This is a genomic window from Mycobacterium lacus (assembly GCF_010731535.1).
In the GTDB taxonomy this organism is placed as follows: domain Bacteria; phylum Actinomycetota; class Actinomycetes; order Mycobacteriales; family Mycobacteriaceae; genus Mycobacterium; species Mycobacterium lacus.
The window spans coordinates 1,668,975-1,687,337 of sequence record NZ_AP022581.1 but is presented as its reverse complement, the minus strand read 5'-3'; the positions used below and the strand labels follow the sequence as shown (position 1 = coordinate 1,687,337).

The window sequence follows — 18,363 nt, the reverse complement described above, 5'->3', positions numbered from 1 at the left end:
AAGAGTCTTGCAGGCTAGTCACTGGCGCCCGGTGCAGGTGCCCGAGGACTTCGGCGGAAGGCCGAGACTTCCGGTCGGCCCGCAAGCCACAACCGCCAGGGTCGGTCGGCGGCCTGGCTGACCCCAACGCGGGGACCCGACACCGCTCCGCGCGCCTCGTTAAGGCTCAGCGTCACCGGACTGGACGGGTCAAATAGGTCAATCCCGTTGTCGGCCATAGTGATTCCCAAGGCTGAACACAGATTACCCGGGCCGCGCGCCAGCGCCACACCGCGCACCGCCGCGCCGCGCCGGGACCTCGCGACGTCGCAGCCGTCTTCGACGGCCGCGGCCCTGAGCAACACGGCGGCAGCCGTGCCATCGGGTCCGCACGCGACGTTGGCGCAGACGTGGATCCCGTGGCTGCGGTAGGTGTACAGGCGTCCCGGCGGCCCGAACATCACGGCGTTACGGCCATTGAGACCCCGGTACGAGTGCGCCGCGGCGTCCGGCCACGGCCCGTCGGGAACCCCGCCATACGCCTCAACCTCGACGACTATCGCGCGCACTCCGCGTCCGGTAATCGTGGCGCCGAGCAGGCGACGCGCGGCGGCGACCGGGTCGACCACCAGTTCCTCAGCGCTCATCGGACAGATTGTGCACCCCACCCTTGACAATGGCGCATCGGGGCCTCAATATTCATCGCATGATGAGTTCATCGAGTGGTGAATTACGGGCGAGCGTCCCCGAGCCGGCCATCAGCATCGAGCACCTGCGCGTGATTCGTGGCAAGCGCCCGGCGTTGCACGACTTCTCGGTGCAGATCGCCCAGGGCACCATCACCGGACTGCTCGGCCCGTCCGGCTGCGGCAAGACCACGCTGATCCGCTCCATCGTCGGCACTCAGATCGTGGCGTCGGGCACGGTCACCGTGCTGGGCCACCCGGCCGGGTCCGCGGCGATACGACGTCGGGTCGGCTACCTGCCGCAGGCCGCCACCATCTATGACGACCTGCGAATCATCGACAACGTCCGCTACGTCGCGTCGTTGTATGGCTTCGATGGCCAGGCAGCCGATCATGCGATCGAGCGGGTGGGGCTGAAGGATCACCGCGCCGCCTTCTGCGGCAATCTCTCCGGCGGTCAGCGCACCCGGGTGTCGCTGGCGTGCGCACTGGTCTGCCAGCCCGAGCTGCTCCTCCTCGACGAGCCCACGGTGGGCCTGGATCCGGTCCTGCGGGTGGATCTGTGGGAGCAGTTCAGCGAGCTCGCCCGCGCCGGGACCACGCTGCTGGTCTCCAGCCACGTCATGGACGAAGCGGACCATTGTGGTGACCTGTTGCTGATGCGCGAAGGCCGCCTGATTGCCCACACGACTCCGACCCGACTACGAGAGGACACCTCATGCACGTCACTGGAGGAAGCGTTCCTGTCCATCATCAAGCGCACCACCACGCCGCCCCAGGCCGGATAGGGCTGAAGGCCTACGCGGCCACCACGATGCGCATCCTGCGCCAGCTGGCCGTTGATTACCGCAGCGTTGCGATGATCCTGGGGGTGCCGGTTCTGGTCATGGTGCTGATGTACTACATGTTCCAAAATGCCCCGCATCGACCGGGTACCCCGTCGCCGTTCAACAATGCGTGCCTGATCCTGATTGGCCTATTCCCGCTCTTCCTGATGTTCATCATCACGTCGATAACGATGCAGCGGGAACGGGCCTCCGGAACCTTGGAGCGCATCCTGACCACACCGCTGCGCCGGCTGGACCTGCTGCTCGCTTATGGGACCGCTTTCTCGATCGCCGCGGCCGCGCAGGCCACTTTGACGTGCGTGGTGTCGTTTTGGTTCCTGGGTTTCGACACTGCTGGCAGCCCCGCATGGGTGTTCGTGATCGCGATCGTCAACGCCGTGCTGGGCGTGGGTCTGGGTCTGCTGTGTAGTGCGTTCGCCCGCACGGAGTTTCAGGCAGTGCAGTTCATACCGCTGGTGATGGTGCCGCAGCTGCTCCTGGCCGGCATCATCGTTCCGCGCGAAGCGATGTCGGACTGGCTGCAGTGGATCAGCAATGTCATGCCGGCCAGCTACGCGCTGGAAGCCCTTCAACAGGTTGGCGCGCATACGGAATTGACCAGTATCGCGGTCCGCGACATCGTCGTCGTGCTGGGTTTCGCCGTCGCGGCGTTGTGCCTGGCCGCAGCAACCCTGCGGCGAAGGACGCCGTAACACGTTGCCTGACAACATAAAACGCAGGAGGCGCGGGCGGCCGGCCGGGAACTCCGATACTCGTGAGCGCATCCTGGCTAGCGCTCGGGAATTGTTTGCGCGCAACGGCATCGACCGAACGTCAATACGGGCGGTAGCCACGGGGGCGGGAGTGGATGCCGCACTCGTGCATCACTACTTCGGCACCAAAGAGCAGCTTTTCGCTGCCGCAGTCAATGTTCCGATCGACCCGATGATAGTGCTCGCGCCGATGCGCGAAGCCCCCGTCGAGCAGCTCGGAACCAAGTTGGCGTCGGTCTTGCTGGGACTGTGGGACTCCGAACTGGGCGCGGGGCTCATCGCGACAATACGGTCGCTGATCTCCGGCGCCGACGTGAGTTTGGCGCGCTCCTACCTCCAGGACGTGGTTGCGGTGGAACTGGGGGCGCGCGTCGACATCCCCCCGGGAACTGGCAAGATCCGCACCCAGTTCGTCGCGTCGCAATTGATGGGGGTGGTCATGGCGCGCTATGTCGTGAAGGTCGAGCCGTTCGCGTCGCTGCCGGCCGAACAGATCGCGCAGACCATCGCGCCAAACCTGCAGCGCTATCTCACTGGGGATCTGCCGGACGGCCTTGCGCCATGAACCGGGCGTGCTCGTCATCGTCGACATCGCGGGCCTCGTCAATCAGCAGCACCGGGATGCCGTCCTCGATGCGGTACGCGCGGCGCAGCCGGGGGTTGTAGAGAGCTTTGCAGTCATCGACGAGCACCAGTGGACCCCGGTCGGCGGGGCACACCAGGATGCTCAGGAGCCAAGCGTCAAGCATCGGCGTGCTTTGGCCTGCCGCTCAGCTCGGCGCGCGCCGTGGGAGTCAACCGCCGGAAGTCGTTGCTGGCGGGGTCGAAATACCAGGCGTGGCGTCCCGCCTTGGGGATCCCGGCAGCGCGCAGGGCGCCGACGATGGGGCGGTAGGTCGTCGGATTCAGCGGCAACCCCGGCACCACGTGCACCACGTCGGGCCCCAGGCCCACCGGCATGCTCGCCACGGCCTCGGTCAAGTCGGCCGCGGTGATCGTCGCTCCCGGCCGTAGCATCACCGCCGACACCGCCACCTGTCGGCCTCCGGCCGAGACGCCGTAGGTCACCGCGAGGTCGACGCCGTTGATGCCGCCGAGCGCGTCGGTGACCGGCTCCGCGTAGACCATCCCACGCGCGGTGCGCACCACCGAGCCGCGCCTCCCCAGCAGCCAGTAGTCCCCGTCCTCATCGCGGCGGAACAGATACTCCGTCGATATCCAGGTGTCGGCGGGGGCGAAGACGCCACGTTTGACCGACGCGGTCGGGTCGATCGGCCCACGAGACTGAGCGAGCAACACCCCAACCTCGTTGGTTTCGGCCACCTGGACGAAGCCGCTGTCGTTCTCCAGGATCAGGTCATGTTCGGCGTCGTAGGCGCCGAGTTCGACACGCCCAGCACCGGGCAGCGGACGGCCCTTGCTGCCGATCTTGGCGCCGGAAACGTTGGCCAGCACCGCCTGTCCGTCGGTGGTCGCGAAGAACTCGACGACATGCGCCGGCGCGAAGGCGTCGACGACGCGGGCCCACAATCCGGTTGGCATTCCCGAGCCGATGAACAGCCGCACCGGATGATTGCCCTGCAGCACAAACGCCGGATCGTCGACGACCTCGCGAAGCATGGCCCAGGTGTACGACACGACCGTGACGCCGTACTGGCGCACCTCCTGCACGAACCGGTCCGGCTGCAGGCCCCGCGACAGCGCGATGCGGGTGCCGCCGACGACGGCGCCACCCAGGTTGACCAACAGCGCGGACTCGTGGTGCAGCGGCGTCAAGCAGTACACGGTGTCTTTGCGGTCGAGCGCGGCCGTCGAGGCGGTTCCGAAGGCCGACACCGCCCAGCGGTAGTTGGTGATCTGCTTGGCGACGAGTTCGCCACCGGCCGTGCTGAATGCGATGGCCGCCAGGTCGCGCGCCAACCCGGGGTTGGGCCGGTACCAGGCGGGCAGCTCGACGGCGTCGGGGTCGATCTGCTCCATGTCAATAACTTGGCCCTGTTCAAAGGCGTCCTCCGGCAGATGCAGATCACGTGATTCACCGCCGCCCAGCACCAGTACCTGACCAGGCAGCCGGCGGGCGGCATCGAGGTTGGTCGGGTCGGTCAGGATCTCGGTGACTCCGCCGAGGCGGACCGTCGCGGCCAGATCGGCGTCCGGCCGCATCACGACGGCCACCGCCCCCAGCCGGGACAGCGCGGCGATGGCCACCAGCGCGCTGGGCCGCGTCTCCATCAGCACACCCACGCGGTCTCCCTGCCGCACCCCGACCTCGATCAGGCCACGAACGACGTTGTTGATGCGTCGGTTCACGGCCTCGTAGGTGTGCACGCGCCCGTCGAACAACAGGAATTCGCCCTGCGGGGCATCGTGCGCCTGTTCGTCGATGACACGGCCGAGCGAGATTCGGGTGTGGTCGTTGAGCTGTCCCAGCCGGGCCAGCCGCGGCAGGGTCCGGACCGTCTCCACGGCCAATGTGCGCACGGATCGGTTCGCGGCGACGACCGCGTCGGCGGCGCCGCGGGCGAGCGCCAGCGCCGCCTCGGAGACCTCACCAAAGCCGTGCGCGATCCGGGAACTCATCGCGACACCGCTGTCGGTGTGTTCGGCCGGCTGCTCGACCATCAGGCCGATATTCCCCGGCTTGTCACCGTCGGCCGAGATCCAGAGCACCCAGTCGGCCACGGTCGGCCAGCTCTGGTGTGCGGCCCGGGACCCCACGACGAGACCGAAATGGCCTGTCCGAATGAGGCATTCGTAGACCTCGGCGTTGGGCGCGGCGCGCCGGATGCCGCGCACGGACGCCGGCTGGCCGATGTCGTCGACCTCGCCGACGAACGCCAGTATCGGGCAGGTGATGTCGGTGAGCGTCACCATCTGGCCGCTAATGGCGAAGCCGCCGGTCATCATTCGGTTATGGGCGATGAACTGCTTGAGCAGTTCCGAGATCGCCGGGCCGGACCAGGCGATCCAGCCTTCCGACTCGAGAAACCTGCGCTGTTGTTCCCGTGGCAGCAGCGCCTCACGGTCGTGCAGCTGACGCAGGAAGTCGACCCGGGCCTTGGCGGTCTTGAGTGGGTCCATCATTTGAAAACCCATGCGCGCCATCCAGCTTGGGATGTCCAACCGGTTGAACACGTGATCGGCCATGAAATCGGCGACCGCGGCGCCCATGTTCGCCGGGATGCCCATGGGCAACGCGGCCAGGGTATCCACCGGCGAGCCGAACGCCACCACGCTGGCGATGTCCTTCGAGCGCCGGTATGCCGCGGCCTGGTAGCAGAACATCCCGCCCTGCGAATAGCCGACGAGGTGCACGTCGTGGCCGGTGGTGTCCTTGACCGTGTCGATTGCCTGACTGAGCGCGACGATGTGGTCTGCCAGGGTGCGACGCATCCCGCCCTCGACCTTGTCGGGTGAGCCGAAGTCGATGACCCAGGGATCCAGCCCGCTGGCGTGCAGGATTCCCACGGCGCCGTCCTCGCGGGTGACGTCCCACATGTCTGCCGACATCATCATCGGGTGCACCATCAGCACTGGCGGGCCCACGGGTGGATGCCCCGGCCGGCTGTCCGGCGGAAAGTACCGTCTCAGTTTGTACATCGGGACGCTCTCGACGATCTGGGACGGCGAGGGAACGCTGCCCGTTTCCAGGCCGCCCAGTCGCAGGACTTCCAGACCGTTCTGTGCCGTGGCCACCAGACGCTCTACGGGTCTCGTGACCATCGAAAAATTGAGATCCACAACTGCTCCTGGGTGCTCCCTGACTAGGCCTTGACCAGCGTGGACATCATGGCACATCGGCCGACCGCGGTTTTCGTGACGCCATTTACCCGCGAACCCCGACGTCTTCGCGTCTCCACCCATGCGAACCCGACGTGATCAGCGAAAGAAATTGCTGAGCATGTCGGCCGTTCCTTCGTCGGTGTCGACGTAAGCCCCGGCGGCCCTGTGAAGCTTTTCGGCAAGCTGATTGGCGACTTGTTGGAGGCCGTCACCCGTGGAACTGCGGATCGACTCGAACTCGGCCAAGATCTGGTTGAACAGCGAGCAGAATGAGCCGTGGGTGGTGGAAACCGACTGGCTCATCCCGGTGACCATGCCGATCGCCGATCTGATGTCGACCGACACGTTCTCGTGAGTCCGCTCCAGCACGCTCAAGAAGTCCGGCACGACGTATACCGAACCCGTCATCGCTATTCTCCTTCCACGCTTACTGTTTCGCTACGCCATTGGCCCGCAGGGACGTTCGCGCAGTCGTGTCAAATACTGATGGGCTGCTTCTGCGCCTTTTCACGAGTCACCGCCGGGGCATCGACGGGCGCACGATCCGCATCTACTGCGCCCGAGGCGGCGCCATTCCTGCCATCTTCCCTCGATCGCCGCGCCGCGGAATGCGGCAATGCGCCCGGCGAGGACAGTCCGCCCGACTGGGTCTGCGCGGGCGCCTGCGAACTCGCCAGCTCCGGGAACTGGCCGGTCTGACCGACGTTGCCCACCGAGCCGACACCCGCTGAGAGGGCACGCATCTGACTCATGGAAGAACTCACGTTGCCCATTGCCGGAAAGCCGGCACCGCTACCGAGGTGAGCCGGGTCGGACAAGCTGGCCAGGCCCGACAAGTGGGTCAGGTCGGGAGCGACGGCCGAGCCCGCCGAGCCCCCCGAGCGGGACAAAGAAGTCAAGCTGGACAGGAAAGATAGACCACCCAGCCCGGACCCCGATGAAGAAAAGAGACCGGCTATCTCCGACCAGGCCGAGTACAAGTCGGTCTCCAATTTCGACAAGAATTCCTTGATATCGTATTCGATGTCTGAAAAGAAATCTATCACTTCAGTTTCAATCAGGGCTTCCAGCAGCTCGACTAGCTTCCATAGCGCGGCAAGCAGTTTGGCCGCGTCTTCCGCCGTCTTTAGCGCCAAATAAGCCAGCGCACCCATGACCATGGCCATCACGGGAGTAGTAATCGCAAGCTGAAAAACAGCCGATATTTCTCGGCCGACCAGAGGTATATAAGAAAGGACGACGGCGACGGGGCGCACCTTCTCTAGAATATTCTTTCCAAATGACAAGACATCTCGTGTCTTCTTGACCGCGTCCGCTTGTTCAGTTACCAGCGTTCCGGTTATGTAGTCCAAATCCGCCATAATCTCCTCGCGGAGATGCTGAAGTTCGTTCCGGTTGGAATACTTTTCCGCGGCGGTGCCCATCCAATTGTCACCCGGCGCGGCTGATCCCTGCTCTTCGGCGATTTGGGTGAACCGTGACGAACTGTTGTGGAAGAGGTCCCCTGATATCGGTATGCCGAGCCCAAGCAATGCTTCAAACCCGTCGATGGTATCGATTGCCGAATCGATGATCCAGGCTCTATCACCCATTGCCATCCATCCTCTCGTCCTAGTCCCGATACGGTTGCTATCCGACACCTGCCACGCAGTACGGCAGAGCAGTGATGGCAGTTAGCGCGCCACCGCATGGCTCTGCGACTTTGACCGAACCAATCAAGGATGAAGTGGGTCCGTGGCCACATACTCGGCGGCGTCATTAAACGCGGCGCTGCGCTCGAACGGCTACCCGACGACGGCCCGCACGGGTACATGACTTTCGCCAATCCGGTCGGGCGAAGAGTGGCTGATGGAGGCGGGATGACTACGAGTGGGTGTTCGCACAATGGCATGTAATGGCCGGCGAGGCACTAGTGTTTTCGGCACTGCCGAAAACGCCCTAAGCAACCGACAACTTATGCCGCCAGAGGCATCTCCCGCACCATTCGTTGCTACCAGAACCCGAAGATCGCACTTGAACTGCCCGACTTCTTCAATTCGCCGAGTCATACGCCGCTCCTCGAACAAGGAACCCATCACAATGAAGCAGTGCGACGAACCTGATACATCACGTCAACTCTTCGGCAGCAGCGGCCACCGAGCTGTCACCTTTTCCCGGCCGGGTAGCCAGAACCCCGCGACAGCCAACGCAAGTTGCTAGTGCGAAGAGTTGTCTAACGCAACAGTTGTCCTCTGCGCGAAACAGTAGGCCGCGAGGGGCCTACAGCGCAAGGGTTTCTTGTTGGGAATCTCGTTAACGAAACGATGAATTGACGGTGAGCAGCCCACTGCGACCGAGGGTTTCGGGGGCGGGCATCATGGGGACAGCGTCACGGCTGGTGGTCCGCCCAGTGCGGGCCACCGAGTCAAGCGCCTTTGCTGGTGGTTTGCGTCTTGGCGGGTCGGCTGTCGTTGCCCAAACGGTCGGCGTTGTACCCCGCCAGTCTTGGCGGCCCCGGACGTTGGGATTCACATGGGCTATACGATTGCGCGACAACGCTTTTAGCTTGCCGATCTGCTGGCCAGGGTCGCCATGGCCAACGCCGATGTTGGGCGCGGGGACGAACCGGGCGGCATCGTCGAGCCGCTCGGCGGTCAGAGATACGGTCGACAAGCGACACGTTGGCAGACATGTCGCTTGGTTCCAGCGAGTACGAGAATGCCTGGCACACAGGCTAATAGGAGCTTATTGGCTATCCGTTACCGGCGCCCAATGGCGCTGCAGACGCGAGGCCTGCGGACTGCGCTGGGGCGCACACGTCGGCGATCCACGTGAGCGCTTGCCTTTGTCCCACCGATTTGCCGTCGACGGCACGGATTCATCAGCTGTCGTCGTCGCCGTCTCCTGGTTCGGAGGAGGGCCCTGAGTCGGCGCCCCAGGTCCCCGGCATCATCGGCATGCGCGGGCCGCCGCCGAAAGCATCGTCGGTCAGCGTTGTCAAGCCCGCCGCCGTAGCGGTCTGCGTAGGTAGGGTTCCGGCAAAACCCAGGGTTCTCGCGCCCCGATCCGAGGCTGCCGGCGCGACCCGTTGCTCGTCATCGGGCTCCAGGTCCATGTACTCGTAACCGCGGCCGACCTGTTTGACCTTCGCCCGGCGGCGCCGCTGCGATCGCGCCGGCTCCTGGGGCGTCGGCGCAACCGCGGGGGCCTCGACACTGTCGGGTTCGGCCGCCTTCTTTCGGGCACCACTGCCCGCCGCCTTCCTGGCAACCGAGTCCAGGCCACCCGCGAGGTAGCCGAAGCTTTCCATGCCCGCACCCATGCCCGCACCGATGCCCGCACCGGTCACCGGCGGTGGTGCGGTAGCCGGCGGCGGTGGCGGCGCCGGCGTGGGGGCCGAAGCGGTCGCCTCCGCGGGGGCCGGTGCCGGGTTCGGGGTGGACGTCGGGATGCTCGGGGCGAGCGCCGCGACTGGCGGCGGTACAGGTGCCGTGACGGACAGCGCGGCTGGGGGCACCGCAACCAGCGCCGCCAAGCCCTTGGCGCCAATCGGCACCAACACGGCGCCGGCAGCCAACGACGCCGCCGGGGCGGTCACCAAGGCCATGACAGCCGGCAGCAGCACAAGCGTCTGCTCGAGCAGGGTCTTAAGCAACGCGATGGTGTCGGTGATGATCGTGCCGATGGCTTCGACGGTGGCGAATAGCAGGGCGAAAGCGATAGTCGCGGGATTGCCCGTGGCGAACGCGGCCGCGAGATCGGCCGCGATGAATGCGAAGGTTTGCGACAGCAAGGCGACGTAGGTACCGATGTCCATCGGGTAGCCGAGGGCAAACGCGATGTTCAGCGGGCTAAGAAAAGTAAGGGGATTCCCGAGGATGAGCAGGTAAGGATCAATTCCGGCGAACATCGTTTGCAGGAAGGGGATGTGGGCCAGCCAGTCGATAGCCGGTTGGATGACGTTGTTGTAGAAGGCGGTGTAACCGATCTCCTGCAACCATTGCAGGATCTGGTTCTGCCAGTCGGGGGGCGACCCGAACAACTCGTCGGAAGCGGCCGCCGGCGCGTTGGCTTTCATGATCTGCGGCGCCGTCGTGGTCCGCGGCGCGGCGGCCACCGCGGCACCGGCAACGCCCTGATAGGCGCTCATCACGGTGGCGGCCTGAATCCACATCCGCACGTAGTCGGCCTCGTTGAGCGCGATCGGGATCGTGTTAATGCCAAAGAAGTTGGTCGCCACCAACACTGCGTGCGCGGCATGATTGGCGGCCAGCTCCGGCAATGTGGGCATGGCAGCCAGTGCAGCGGTCCAGGCGGCGGCCGCGGTTTCCTGTCGGGAGGCCATGGCCGCGCTATCGGCGCTGGCCTGCGTCAACCACGCCAGATACGGCGCATGGGCGGCCACATATACCTCGGCGGCCGGGCCGTCCCAGGCCCCGGCCTGCACCGCCGCCAGCAGCGCCGCGAGTTCCTCGGCGGTCTCAGCGTATTCGGTGCTCAGCGAACTCCAGGCCGCCGCGGCAGCCAGCAACGGGCCCGGGCCCGGGCCGCTGCTCAGCAACGCCGCGTGCACCTCAGGCGGTGAGGCCATCCAGATCGGGGCGGTCATCGGAACCCAAGAACGGGAAGCATCGATGTCGATCAGCTCTCTCGGGGTACACCGCCCCGGGTCGCAGGACGCGATGACGCGAGTCTCCTGGCTCTCGGATCGTCGCTCGCCTCACCTTCCAGCTGGACGCCGTGGCATATGAGGGTGGCTCCCCGATGACAGTGGCGGGACCGCGCCGGATTCACACCGGCTTCCTGCATCGTCATCGCCTTACGGGTGGATATTGTTGCATTCCGCCGGTCCAACCGATAGCTGAGCGACGGGTAACCCGGCCGGCGCCGTCGACGCGCACACGCAGGTGACAACGGAACCATTGCCGGCCAATACTTTTCGTGATCCTGAGAATCTGCTGGAAGTTCTGATGGTGCGGCGGGTAGCGTCGGCCCGGTGGCGCACCTGCTCGGAGCTGAGGCCGTACACCTGGAATATCCGACCCAGGTGGTATTCGAGTCGGTCACGCTCGGGGTGAACGACGGCGCGCGGATCGGCATCGTCGGACGCAACGGCGACGGCAAGTCGAGCCTGCTGGGCCTGCTCACCGGTGAGCTGCGGCCGGACTGCGGCCGCGTCACCCGACGCACCGGCGTACGGGTGAGCGCGCTGAGCCAGGCCGACACCCTCGACCCGGACCGCACGGTCGGCTGGACGCTCGTCGGCGACCAACCCGAACACCGGTGGGCGGGCAACCCGCGCATCCGCGACGTCGTCGGCGGGCTAGTGTCCGATATCGCCTGGGACACAATGGTTTCCACGCTCAGCGGTGGCCAACGCCGACGGGTGCAGCTGGCCAGGCTGCTGGTGGCCGAATGGGACGTGATCGCGCTCGACGAGCCCACCAACCACCTCGACATCGAAGGCATCACCTGGCTCGCCGGCCACCTGCGGCAACGCTGGCCGCGCGCTAGCGGCGGGCTGCTGCTGGTGACACACGACCGCTGGTTCCTCGACGAGGTCGCCACCACGATGTGGGAGGTGCACGACGGGATCATCGAGCCGTTCGAGGGCGGGTACGCCGCGTACGTGTTGCAGCGCGTCGAACGGGACCGGCTGTCCGCCGTGACCGAGGCCAAGCGGCAGAACCTGATGCGCAAGGAGCTGGCCTGGCTGCGTCGCGGGGCACCCGCGCGAACGTCCAAGCCCAAGTTTCGCATCGAGGCCGCCAACCAGCTGATCGCCGACGTGCCGCCGCTGCGCAACAGCGTCGAGTTGGCCAAGCTGGCGACCGCGCGGCTCGGCAAGGACGTCATCGATCTACTCGACGTCTCGGTCTCGTTTAACGGCCGCCCGGTGCTGCGCGACATCGAATGGCGGATCGGCCCGGGCGAACGCACCGGCATCGTCGGGGCCAACGGTGCCGGGAAATCCACCCTGCTGGGATTGATCGCCGGCACCGTCCAGCCCGATACCGGGCGGGTCAAGCGCGGCAAGACCGTCAGGCTGGCGGTGCTCGACCAGCAGGGCGACGAACTCGCAGCGCTCGCGGGCGACCGGATCGCCGACGTGCTGGGCCGGCTGCGCGGCGGCTACGAGGTCGAGGGCCGTGAGGTCACCCCCGCCCAACTGTTGGAGCGACTCGGTTTCGCGCGCGGCCAGCTGTCCGCGCGGGTCGGCGAGCTTTCGGGCGGTCAGCGGCGGCGCCTGCAGCTGATGCTCACGCTGTTGAGCGAGCCGAACGTGCTGCTCCTCGACGAGCCCACCAACGACGTGGACACCGACATGCTGGCCGCCACCGAGGACCTGCTCGACTCCTGGGCCGGCACCCTGATCGTCGTCTCGCATGATCGGTACCTGCTGGAACGGGTCACCGATCAGCAGTACGCGATTCTGGATGGCCGGTTGCGACACCTGCCCGGCGGCATCGACGAATGCCTGCGGCTGGCTGCCCGTCCCAGGCCGGCGGCCGTCGAGGCGCCGCCCGCCAAGCCGAAGGCGATGTCCGGCGCGCGGCGGCGTGCCGCCGAGAAGGAACTGGCCACGATCGACCGCCAGCTCGCCCGCCTGGCCGAGCGGATCGCGGCCAAACACACCGAACTCGCCGAGCACGATCAGTCCGACCACGTCGGCATCACGCGCCTGACGGCGGAGCTGCGCGCCCTCGAGGACGAGGTCGTCGCGACGGAGGGACGCTGGCTGGAGTTGTCGGAGGTGCTCGAATGAGTGCCTACCGCACGGTGCCCTACTGGCCGGGGGAGGCGCTCCTCGCGTTGTACCGGCGGCGCGGCCCGGTGATCAACTCCGGGGTCGGCAGGCATGGCTACACCTATCTGCTGGGGGCGGAGGCGAACAGGTTCGTGTTCGCCAATGCCGAGGCGTTCAGCTGGCGGGAGACCTTTGAGAGCCTGGTTCCCGTCGACGGCCCGACCGCGCTGATCGTCAGCGACGGGGACGACCACCGGCGCCGTCGCAGCGTCGTGGCACCCGGGCTGCGGCACCGGCAGATCCAGGACTACGTGCAGACCATGGTGACCAATATCGACGCGGTGATCGACGGCTGGCGGCCCGGCCAGCGGCTGGACATCTACCAGCAGTTCCGCTCGGCGGTCCGGCGCGCCACCGCCGAGTCGCTGTTCGGCCAGCGCCTGGCCATCCACTCGGACTTCCTCGGCGAACAACTGCAACCCCTGCTGGACCTGACCCACCGTCCGCCGCAGGTGATGCGGCTGCAGCGACGACTCAACTCCCCCGGCTGGCGGCGGGCCATGGCAGCGCGGACACGCATCGACGGCCTCGTCGACGCCGCCATAGCCGACGCTCGCAACGATCCCCGGCCCGACGACCATATGCTGGCCATGTTGATCAACGGGCGCTCCGAAGAGGGTCAGACGCTGAGCGACAACGAGATTCGCGATGCGATCGTCTCGCTCGTCACCGCCGGCTACGAGACCACCAGCGGCGCGCTGGCTTGGGCGACCTACACGCTGCTGACGCTGCCCGGCGCCTGGGACACCGTCGCCGACGAGGTGGACCGCGTGCTCGGTGGCCGGCCGCCGGCCACCCCTGACCTCGACGCGCTCGCCTACCTCAACGGCGTTGTCCACGAGACGCTTCGGCTGTACTCGCCCGGAGTCATCTCGGCCCGCCGGGTGATGCGCGACCTCACGTTCGACGGTCACCGCATCCGGGCGGGACGGTTGCTGGTCTTCAGCGCGTACGTCACCCACCGGCTCGCCGAATTATGGCCCGAGCCAAGGGAATTCCGTCCGCAGCGCTGGGACCCCAACTTACCGGGCTACCGCAAACCGGCACCACACGAGTTCATCCCGTTCAGCGGGGGGCTGCACCGGTGCATCGGGGCAGTGCTGGCCACCACCGAGATGACCGTGATGCTGGCCCGGCTGGTCGCCAGGACCACGCTTCGGTTGCCGGCTCAGCGCATTCGGGCGGCCAATTTTGCGGCGCTGTGCCCCCGGCCGGGGCTGACCGTCGAGGTCACGCGATCAGTGCCAGCGCAGTAAGACGAGTTCAGAGCAGAATCCCGGACCCATCGCCAGCATCAGCCCCGGGCTTCCGCTGGGCGGCTTCTTGGCGATCGTGTCACGCAAGATGTGCAACACCGAGGCCGACGACAGGTTGGCGACCTCACCGAGCGAGCGCCAGGTCAGCTCGAGCGCCTGCGGGGGCAACGCGAGGCTCCTGGCAATCGCGTCGATGACCTTGGGACCACCGGGATGGCTCACCCAGGCGCCGATGTCGTCCGTGCTTAGCTGGTGCATGGCGAGGAACGCAGTGACGTCGTCGGCAAGGTACCGGTCGATAAGGGTGGTGAGGTCCGGCGAAAGCCGCAACTGCAGGCCGTGGGAACCGACGTCCCAGCCCATGATGTGCAACGAGTCGGGGTACAAGCTGCTGCGCGAATCGACAATGTCGGGCCCGCTCGCGCCGATTCGCTCGGCACGACGGTCGCCGACGGCGACCACTGCGGCCGCGCCGTCGCCGAACAGCGCGGTCCCGACCAGGCCCGACACCGTCGGTTTGACCGCGGGGTAGGTAAGCGAGCAGAGCTCGACCGACACCAGGACCGCGACGTCGTCGGCCGCGCCACGCAGGTAGTCGTGCAGCCGGCCCACGCCCGCTGCCCCGGCCACGCAGCCCAGACCGAACAGCGGCATCCTGCGCACGTCGGGGCGCAGGCCAATCCGCCCGGCGATCCGCGCATCCAGCGACGGGACCGCGACACCCGTGACGGTCGTGGTGGCGATCATGTCGATGTCCCGGGGTGCCAGGCCCGCCTCATCGAGCGCGCCCATCAGGGCTTCGATGCCGAGTTCGACGGCCTTTTCGATGAAGATCTCGTTCGCTTCCCCGAAGTCGATCAGCGATGGATACCGTTCCAATGGCAGCACCAGGTGGCGGCTGTTGACCCTCGCGGCGGCATGCAGGCGCCGAACGATCTCCTCGTGCTCCTTCAGACCGGGGAATTCGACGAACGAGTCGGTGATCTCACGCTGGCCGTAGCGGTGCGGCGGCAATGCCCCGAATACAGCTGCGATGACGCTCATGGCCCTGCTTTCTAGGTATTAAACGCGCGTCTAATATAGGTCGGCTAACCAACACTTCTCAGGCTTGAGAGTTTATGGGTGTTTGCGCGTTCTTGCAAAGCCGGTCATAGTCAACGTCTGTCACATTTCGTCATTCAATGACGTCGTCGTCGTCCGCCGGGCGGAGCGCCATCGCAATTAACGCCTGGGGGCTTAACGAGTCGATGACGTCGTCGCTGACAGCCCCTTCTAACAGGGGTTTTTCCGACGCGCCGGCCAGCAGCAATAATTTGTCCAGCAGTCCGGTTCGCCGGAGCTCGTGAATAGGGATCCGCATTAGCAAAGACCGAATCTTCTCCTCGGCCAATTCGTCATGACGACTGCCCGACAGTTGTTGGCCGAGGTAATGTGCCAGCGCTGTCGGCGTGGGATGGTCGAAGATCAGGGTGCGCGGCAGCACTAATCCGGCCGGGCCCATTACCGCTTTGAGTCGATTGCGGAGTTCGACCCCGGCCATTGAGTCGAATCCGAGGTCTTGAAAGGCGCGGCCGGCATCGATGTCAACGGGGCTCGGGTGACCCAGCACGACCGCCGCATGCGTGCGCACCAACTCCACCAGCTGGCGGTGCCGCTCCGTGGGGGGGAGGCCGCGTAACCGTTCCGCCACATTGGGCATGGGACGCTCGACCGGCGCATCCCCGGCGCCGCCCAGCCAATATCGCCGTCGCTGGAACGCATACGTCGGCAACTCCACCCGCCGGGCCGCCACGCCGTTGAAGACCGGACCCCAATCGACGCCCACACCCGCGGTGAACAATCGTCCCAGCGCGGTGACGGCCGACGCCACTTCCGGGCGATCCTTGGCCATGGCGACCACCGTCGGGTCCGCCTCACCGGCAGACTTTTCCGACAGCGAGTCCGCCACCGCGGCCATCACCGCGCCACCGGGACCCACCTCGATAAACACCCCGGCCCCTAGCGCCTCGACGGCACGGACACCGTCGGCAAAGCGCACTGGTTGACGCACATGATCGGCCCAATACTGCGCGGACCCGTATCCGGGTCCGGCCAACTGCCCAGTCATGTTGGACACCAGGCCAATTCGCGGCTCCGCCGGGACGAGCTCGGCCAGCGCATCGCGAAACTGCTCGACCATGGGCTCCATCAAGGTCGAATGGAACGCGTGCGAGACGGCCAACCGATGCACGCGACGGCCCCGCTGCGCCAGCCGATCCGCCACCGCCATCACCGCGGGGGCGGAACCCGAAATCACCACCGCGTTCGGGCCATTAATGGCCGCGATGCTCACTCCATCGATGAGCAGCGGCGTCACCTCGTCTTCGCCGGCGGCCACCGCAACCATCACCCCGCCGGCCGGAAGCGCCGCCATCAATTGGCCCCGCGCCGCGACTACCTTGGCCGCGTCGGCCACGGACAGCACCCCGGCCAGACACGCGGCACTGATCTCCCCGACCGAATGGCCCATCACGAAATCGGGTACCACAGCGCAGCTTTGGAGCAACGCGGCCAACGCCAGCTCCACGGCCAACAACGCCGGCTGGGCAAACTCGGTACTTTCCAGCAGCTTTCCGTCCGCGCCCCACATCACCTGTCGCAACGGCAACCGCAGGTACCGATCCAACGCGGCCACCACCTCGTCGAACGCCTCGGCGAAGGGCGGAAAGCGCTCGTGCAACTGCCGGCCCATTCCCAGCCATTGCGAGCCCTGCCCGGGGAAGGCGAACACCGTCTTGCCCTGTGACCGCACGCGACCGACCACGGCGCCCTGCTCGCCAGCGGCCAGCGCCGCCAGCCCCGTGGTCAGCGACTCACGGTCCGCGCCCACCAGCACCGCCCGGTGCTCGAACGCCGAGCGCGTCGACGCCAACGACCATCCCACGTCGGCCACGCGCAGCCTGTTATCGGTGGCGATGTGCGCCAACAACCGCCGGGCCTGGTCCGCCAGCGCCTCGGCGGAACGGCCGGACAGCACCCACGGAACGACCGCGTTATCGTGATCGGCCGCACCGATTTCCGCCGCCGCGAGCAGCGTCGGAGCCTGTTCCAGGATCACGTGCGCGTTCGTCCCGCCCATCCCGAATGACGACACGCCCGCCCGCCGCGGATTGTCCCCCATCGGCCAGGGGGTCAGCGCGGTGTTGACCCGGAGCCCCAGCCTTTCCAGATCGATCACCGGACTGGAGTAGTTGAGACTTGGTGGTATCGAAGCGTTTTCGATCGCCAACACGGCTTTGAGCAGACCCGCAATCCCCGAGGCGGCCCCGGCGTGGCCAATGTTGGTCTTCACCGACCCCACCATCAGCGGACGATCGTGCCGTTGGACGAATACCTCCCCCAGCGCGCTCGCCTCGACAGGGTCGCCGACCTCGGTGCCGGTTCCATGCGCCTCGACGAAATCGATCTGCCCGATGTCGAGCCCGGCGTTAGATAGTGCTCGCCGAATGACGTCGGCCTCCCCGGCGGCCGACGGCACGGTCAGCCCGGCGGCGGCGTCTCCCGCGTTGCCGACGGCGCTGCCGCGAATGATGGCGCGGATTCGGTCGCCGTCGTCGAGGGCCGCACGTAACGGCTTGAGCAGCACGAGTCCACCGCCTTCGCCGCGCACGTAGCCGTCGGCACGTCGGTCGAACGCGCAGGTGTGGCCCGAGGAGGACAGGGCACCGAATTCCGCTTCGAGCGTTGTGGTTTCGGCTGCCAGGTTGAGATGGACGCCGCCGGCTATCGCCATCGGCGATTCACCGGTGCGGAGGCTTTCACAGGCCAGGTGAACGGCGACCAGCGAAGACGATTGCCCGGAATCCACGGTGACGCTTGGGCCATGCATCCCGAAGGCATACGAGAGCCGGTTGGCGATCATTCCCCGGCTGACGCCGGCAAACGAGTGATGGTCGATATCGTTCCCGTCGAGCGTCAGAAACGCGTAGTCGTCGTTCATCGCTCCCAGGTAAACCGCGACCCGTTCTCCGCGTACGGCTGCCGGAACGACATGCGCGTCTTCCAGCAGTTCCCATGTCAGTTCGAGGGCCAGACGCTGGCGGGGATCCATCGCGGACGCCTCGCGCGGCGAGAGATTGAAGAAGCTGGCGTCGAAGTCGGCGACGTCGTCGATGGATCCGGTCACCTCGCGCCCGTCACGAACCAGCTGCCAGAATTCGCGGGGATTGACGGCAGCCGGGAACCTGCACGCGAGTCCGATGACCGCGATGTCCGTCGGTTGCATGCCGCCCT

At 66.4% G+C, this 18,363-nt stretch carries 13 protein-coding genes and 1 riboswitch; of the genes, 5 read left to right on the top strand and 8 right to left on the bottom strand.

Annotated features, from left to right (window positions below; translation table 11 throughout):
* Window positions 1-14: 14 nt before the first annotated feature.
* Entirely contained in the window at window positions 15-626 is a 612-nt protein-coding gene (locus G6N24_RS07710) for a DNA-3-methyladenine glycosylase (RefSeq protein WP_085160216.1), read from the bottom strand.
* 59 nt (window positions 627-685) lie between these two features.
* Here G6N24_RS07710 and G6N24_RS07705 point away from each other — a divergent pair, with 59 nt between their 5' ends.
* From G6N24_RS07705 to G6N24_RS07695, 3 genes are read left to right on the top strand one after another with little or no spacing between them, the layout of a single operon-like run.
* Window positions 686-1,453 carry an ABC transporter ATP-binding protein gene (locus G6N24_RS07705; protein ID WP_085160324.1) on the top strand — a complete coding sequence of 256 codons (768 nt, stop codon included), beginning with the start codon at window positions 686-688 and terminating at the stop codon, window positions 1,451-1,453.
* Window positions 1,384-2,205: an ABC transporter permease gene (locus G6N24_RS07700; protein ID WP_085160214.1), complete on the top strand. Its 822-nt coding sequence runs from the start codon at window positions 1,384-1,386 to the stop codon at window positions 2,203-2,205. The genes G6N24_RS07705 and G6N24_RS07700 overlap by 70 nt, the downstream gene beginning before the upstream one ends.
* Window positions 2,206-2,209: 4 nt before the next feature.
* The gene (locus tag G6N24_RS07695) at window positions 2,210-2,830 is read left to right on the top strand and encodes a TetR/AcrR family transcriptional regulator (protein ID WP_085160211.1); all 621 of its coding nucleotides are present in this window, start codon (window positions 2,210-2,212) and stop codon (window positions 2,828-2,830) included.
* On the opposite strand, the gene G6N24_RS07690 is transcribed toward G6N24_RS07695, so the two are convergent.
* The 5 genes from G6N24_RS07690 to G6N24_RS07670 all read right to left on the bottom strand — a co-directional run bounded on the left by G6N24_RS07690 (window position 2,796) and on the right by G6N24_RS07670 (window position 10,636).
* Window positions 2,796-3,014: a Trm112 family protein gene (locus tag G6N24_RS07690; protein WP_085160209.1), complete on the bottom strand. Its 219-nt coding sequence runs from the start codon at window positions 3,012-3,014 to the stop codon at window positions 2,796-2,798. The two genes, G6N24_RS07695 and G6N24_RS07690, sit on opposite strands and share 35 nt — an antisense overlap.
* On the bottom strand, window positions 3,007-6,063 hold the full coding sequence (locus G6N24_RS07685) for an acyl-CoA synthetase (RefSeq protein WP_139822381.1): 3,057 nt from the start codon (window positions 6,061-6,063) through the stop codon (window positions 3,007-3,009). The genes G6N24_RS07690 and G6N24_RS07685 overlap by 8 nt, the downstream gene beginning before the upstream one ends.
* Window positions 6,064-6,144: 81 nt before the next feature.
* Window positions 6,145-6,456, bottom strand: a complete 312-nt coding sequence (locus G6N24_RS07680; RefSeq protein WP_085160205.1) for an ESX-1 secretion-associated protein — start codon at window positions 6,454-6,456, stop codon at window positions 6,145-6,147.
* Window positions 6,457-6,524: 68 nt separating this feature from the next.
* Window positions 6,525-7,646 (bottom strand): EspA/EspE family type VII secretion system effector, encoded by a 1,122-nt coding sequence (locus tag G6N24_RS07675; protein ID WP_139822380.1) that lies wholly within the window; start codon window positions 7,644-7,646, stop codon window positions 6,525-6,527.
* A gap of 1,262 nt (window positions 7,647-8,908) precedes the next feature.
* Entirely contained in the window at window positions 8,909-10,636 is a 1,728-nt protein-coding gene (locus G6N24_RS07670) for a PPE family protein (RefSeq protein WP_085160201.1), read from the bottom strand.
* A 60-nt stretch (window positions 10,637-10,696) separates the two neighbouring features.
* Window positions 10,697-10,877: riboswitch (cobalamin riboswitch) on the bottom strand.
* A 146-nt stretch (window positions 10,878-11,023) separates the two neighbouring features.
* Here G6N24_RS07670 and G6N24_RS07665 point away from each other — a divergent pair.
* Complete coding sequence (locus tag G6N24_RS07665; RefSeq protein ID WP_085160199.1) at window positions 11,024-12,793, top strand: ABC-F family ATP-binding cassette domain-containing protein; 1,770 nt, start codon at window positions 11,024-11,026, stop codon at window positions 12,791-12,793.
* 14 nt (window positions 12,794-12,807) lie between these two features.
* Window positions 12,808-14,091, top strand: coding sequence for a cytochrome P450 (locus tag G6N24_RS07660; RefSeq protein WP_139822388.1), 1,284 nt, complete (start codon window positions 12,808-12,810; stop codon window positions 14,089-14,091).
* Here the strand turns inward: G6N24_RS07660 and G6N24_RS07655 are convergent.
* Together G6N24_RS07655 and G6N24_RS07650 are read right to left on the bottom strand one after the other, a co-directional pair.
* Complete coding sequence (locus G6N24_RS07655) at window positions 14,074-15,135, bottom strand: type III polyketide synthase (RefSeq protein WP_085160195.1); 1,062 nt, start codon at window positions 15,133-15,135, stop codon at window positions 14,074-14,076. The two genes, G6N24_RS07660 and G6N24_RS07655, sit on opposite strands and share 18 nt — an antisense overlap.
* 130 nt (window positions 15,136-15,265) lie before the next feature.
* Window positions 15,266-18,355: a type I polyketide synthase gene (locus G6N24_RS07650; protein WP_085160193.1), complete on the bottom strand. Its 3,090-nt coding sequence runs from the start codon at window positions 18,353-18,355 to the stop codon at window positions 15,266-15,268.
* Window positions 18,356-18,363 lie beyond the last annotated feature (8 nt).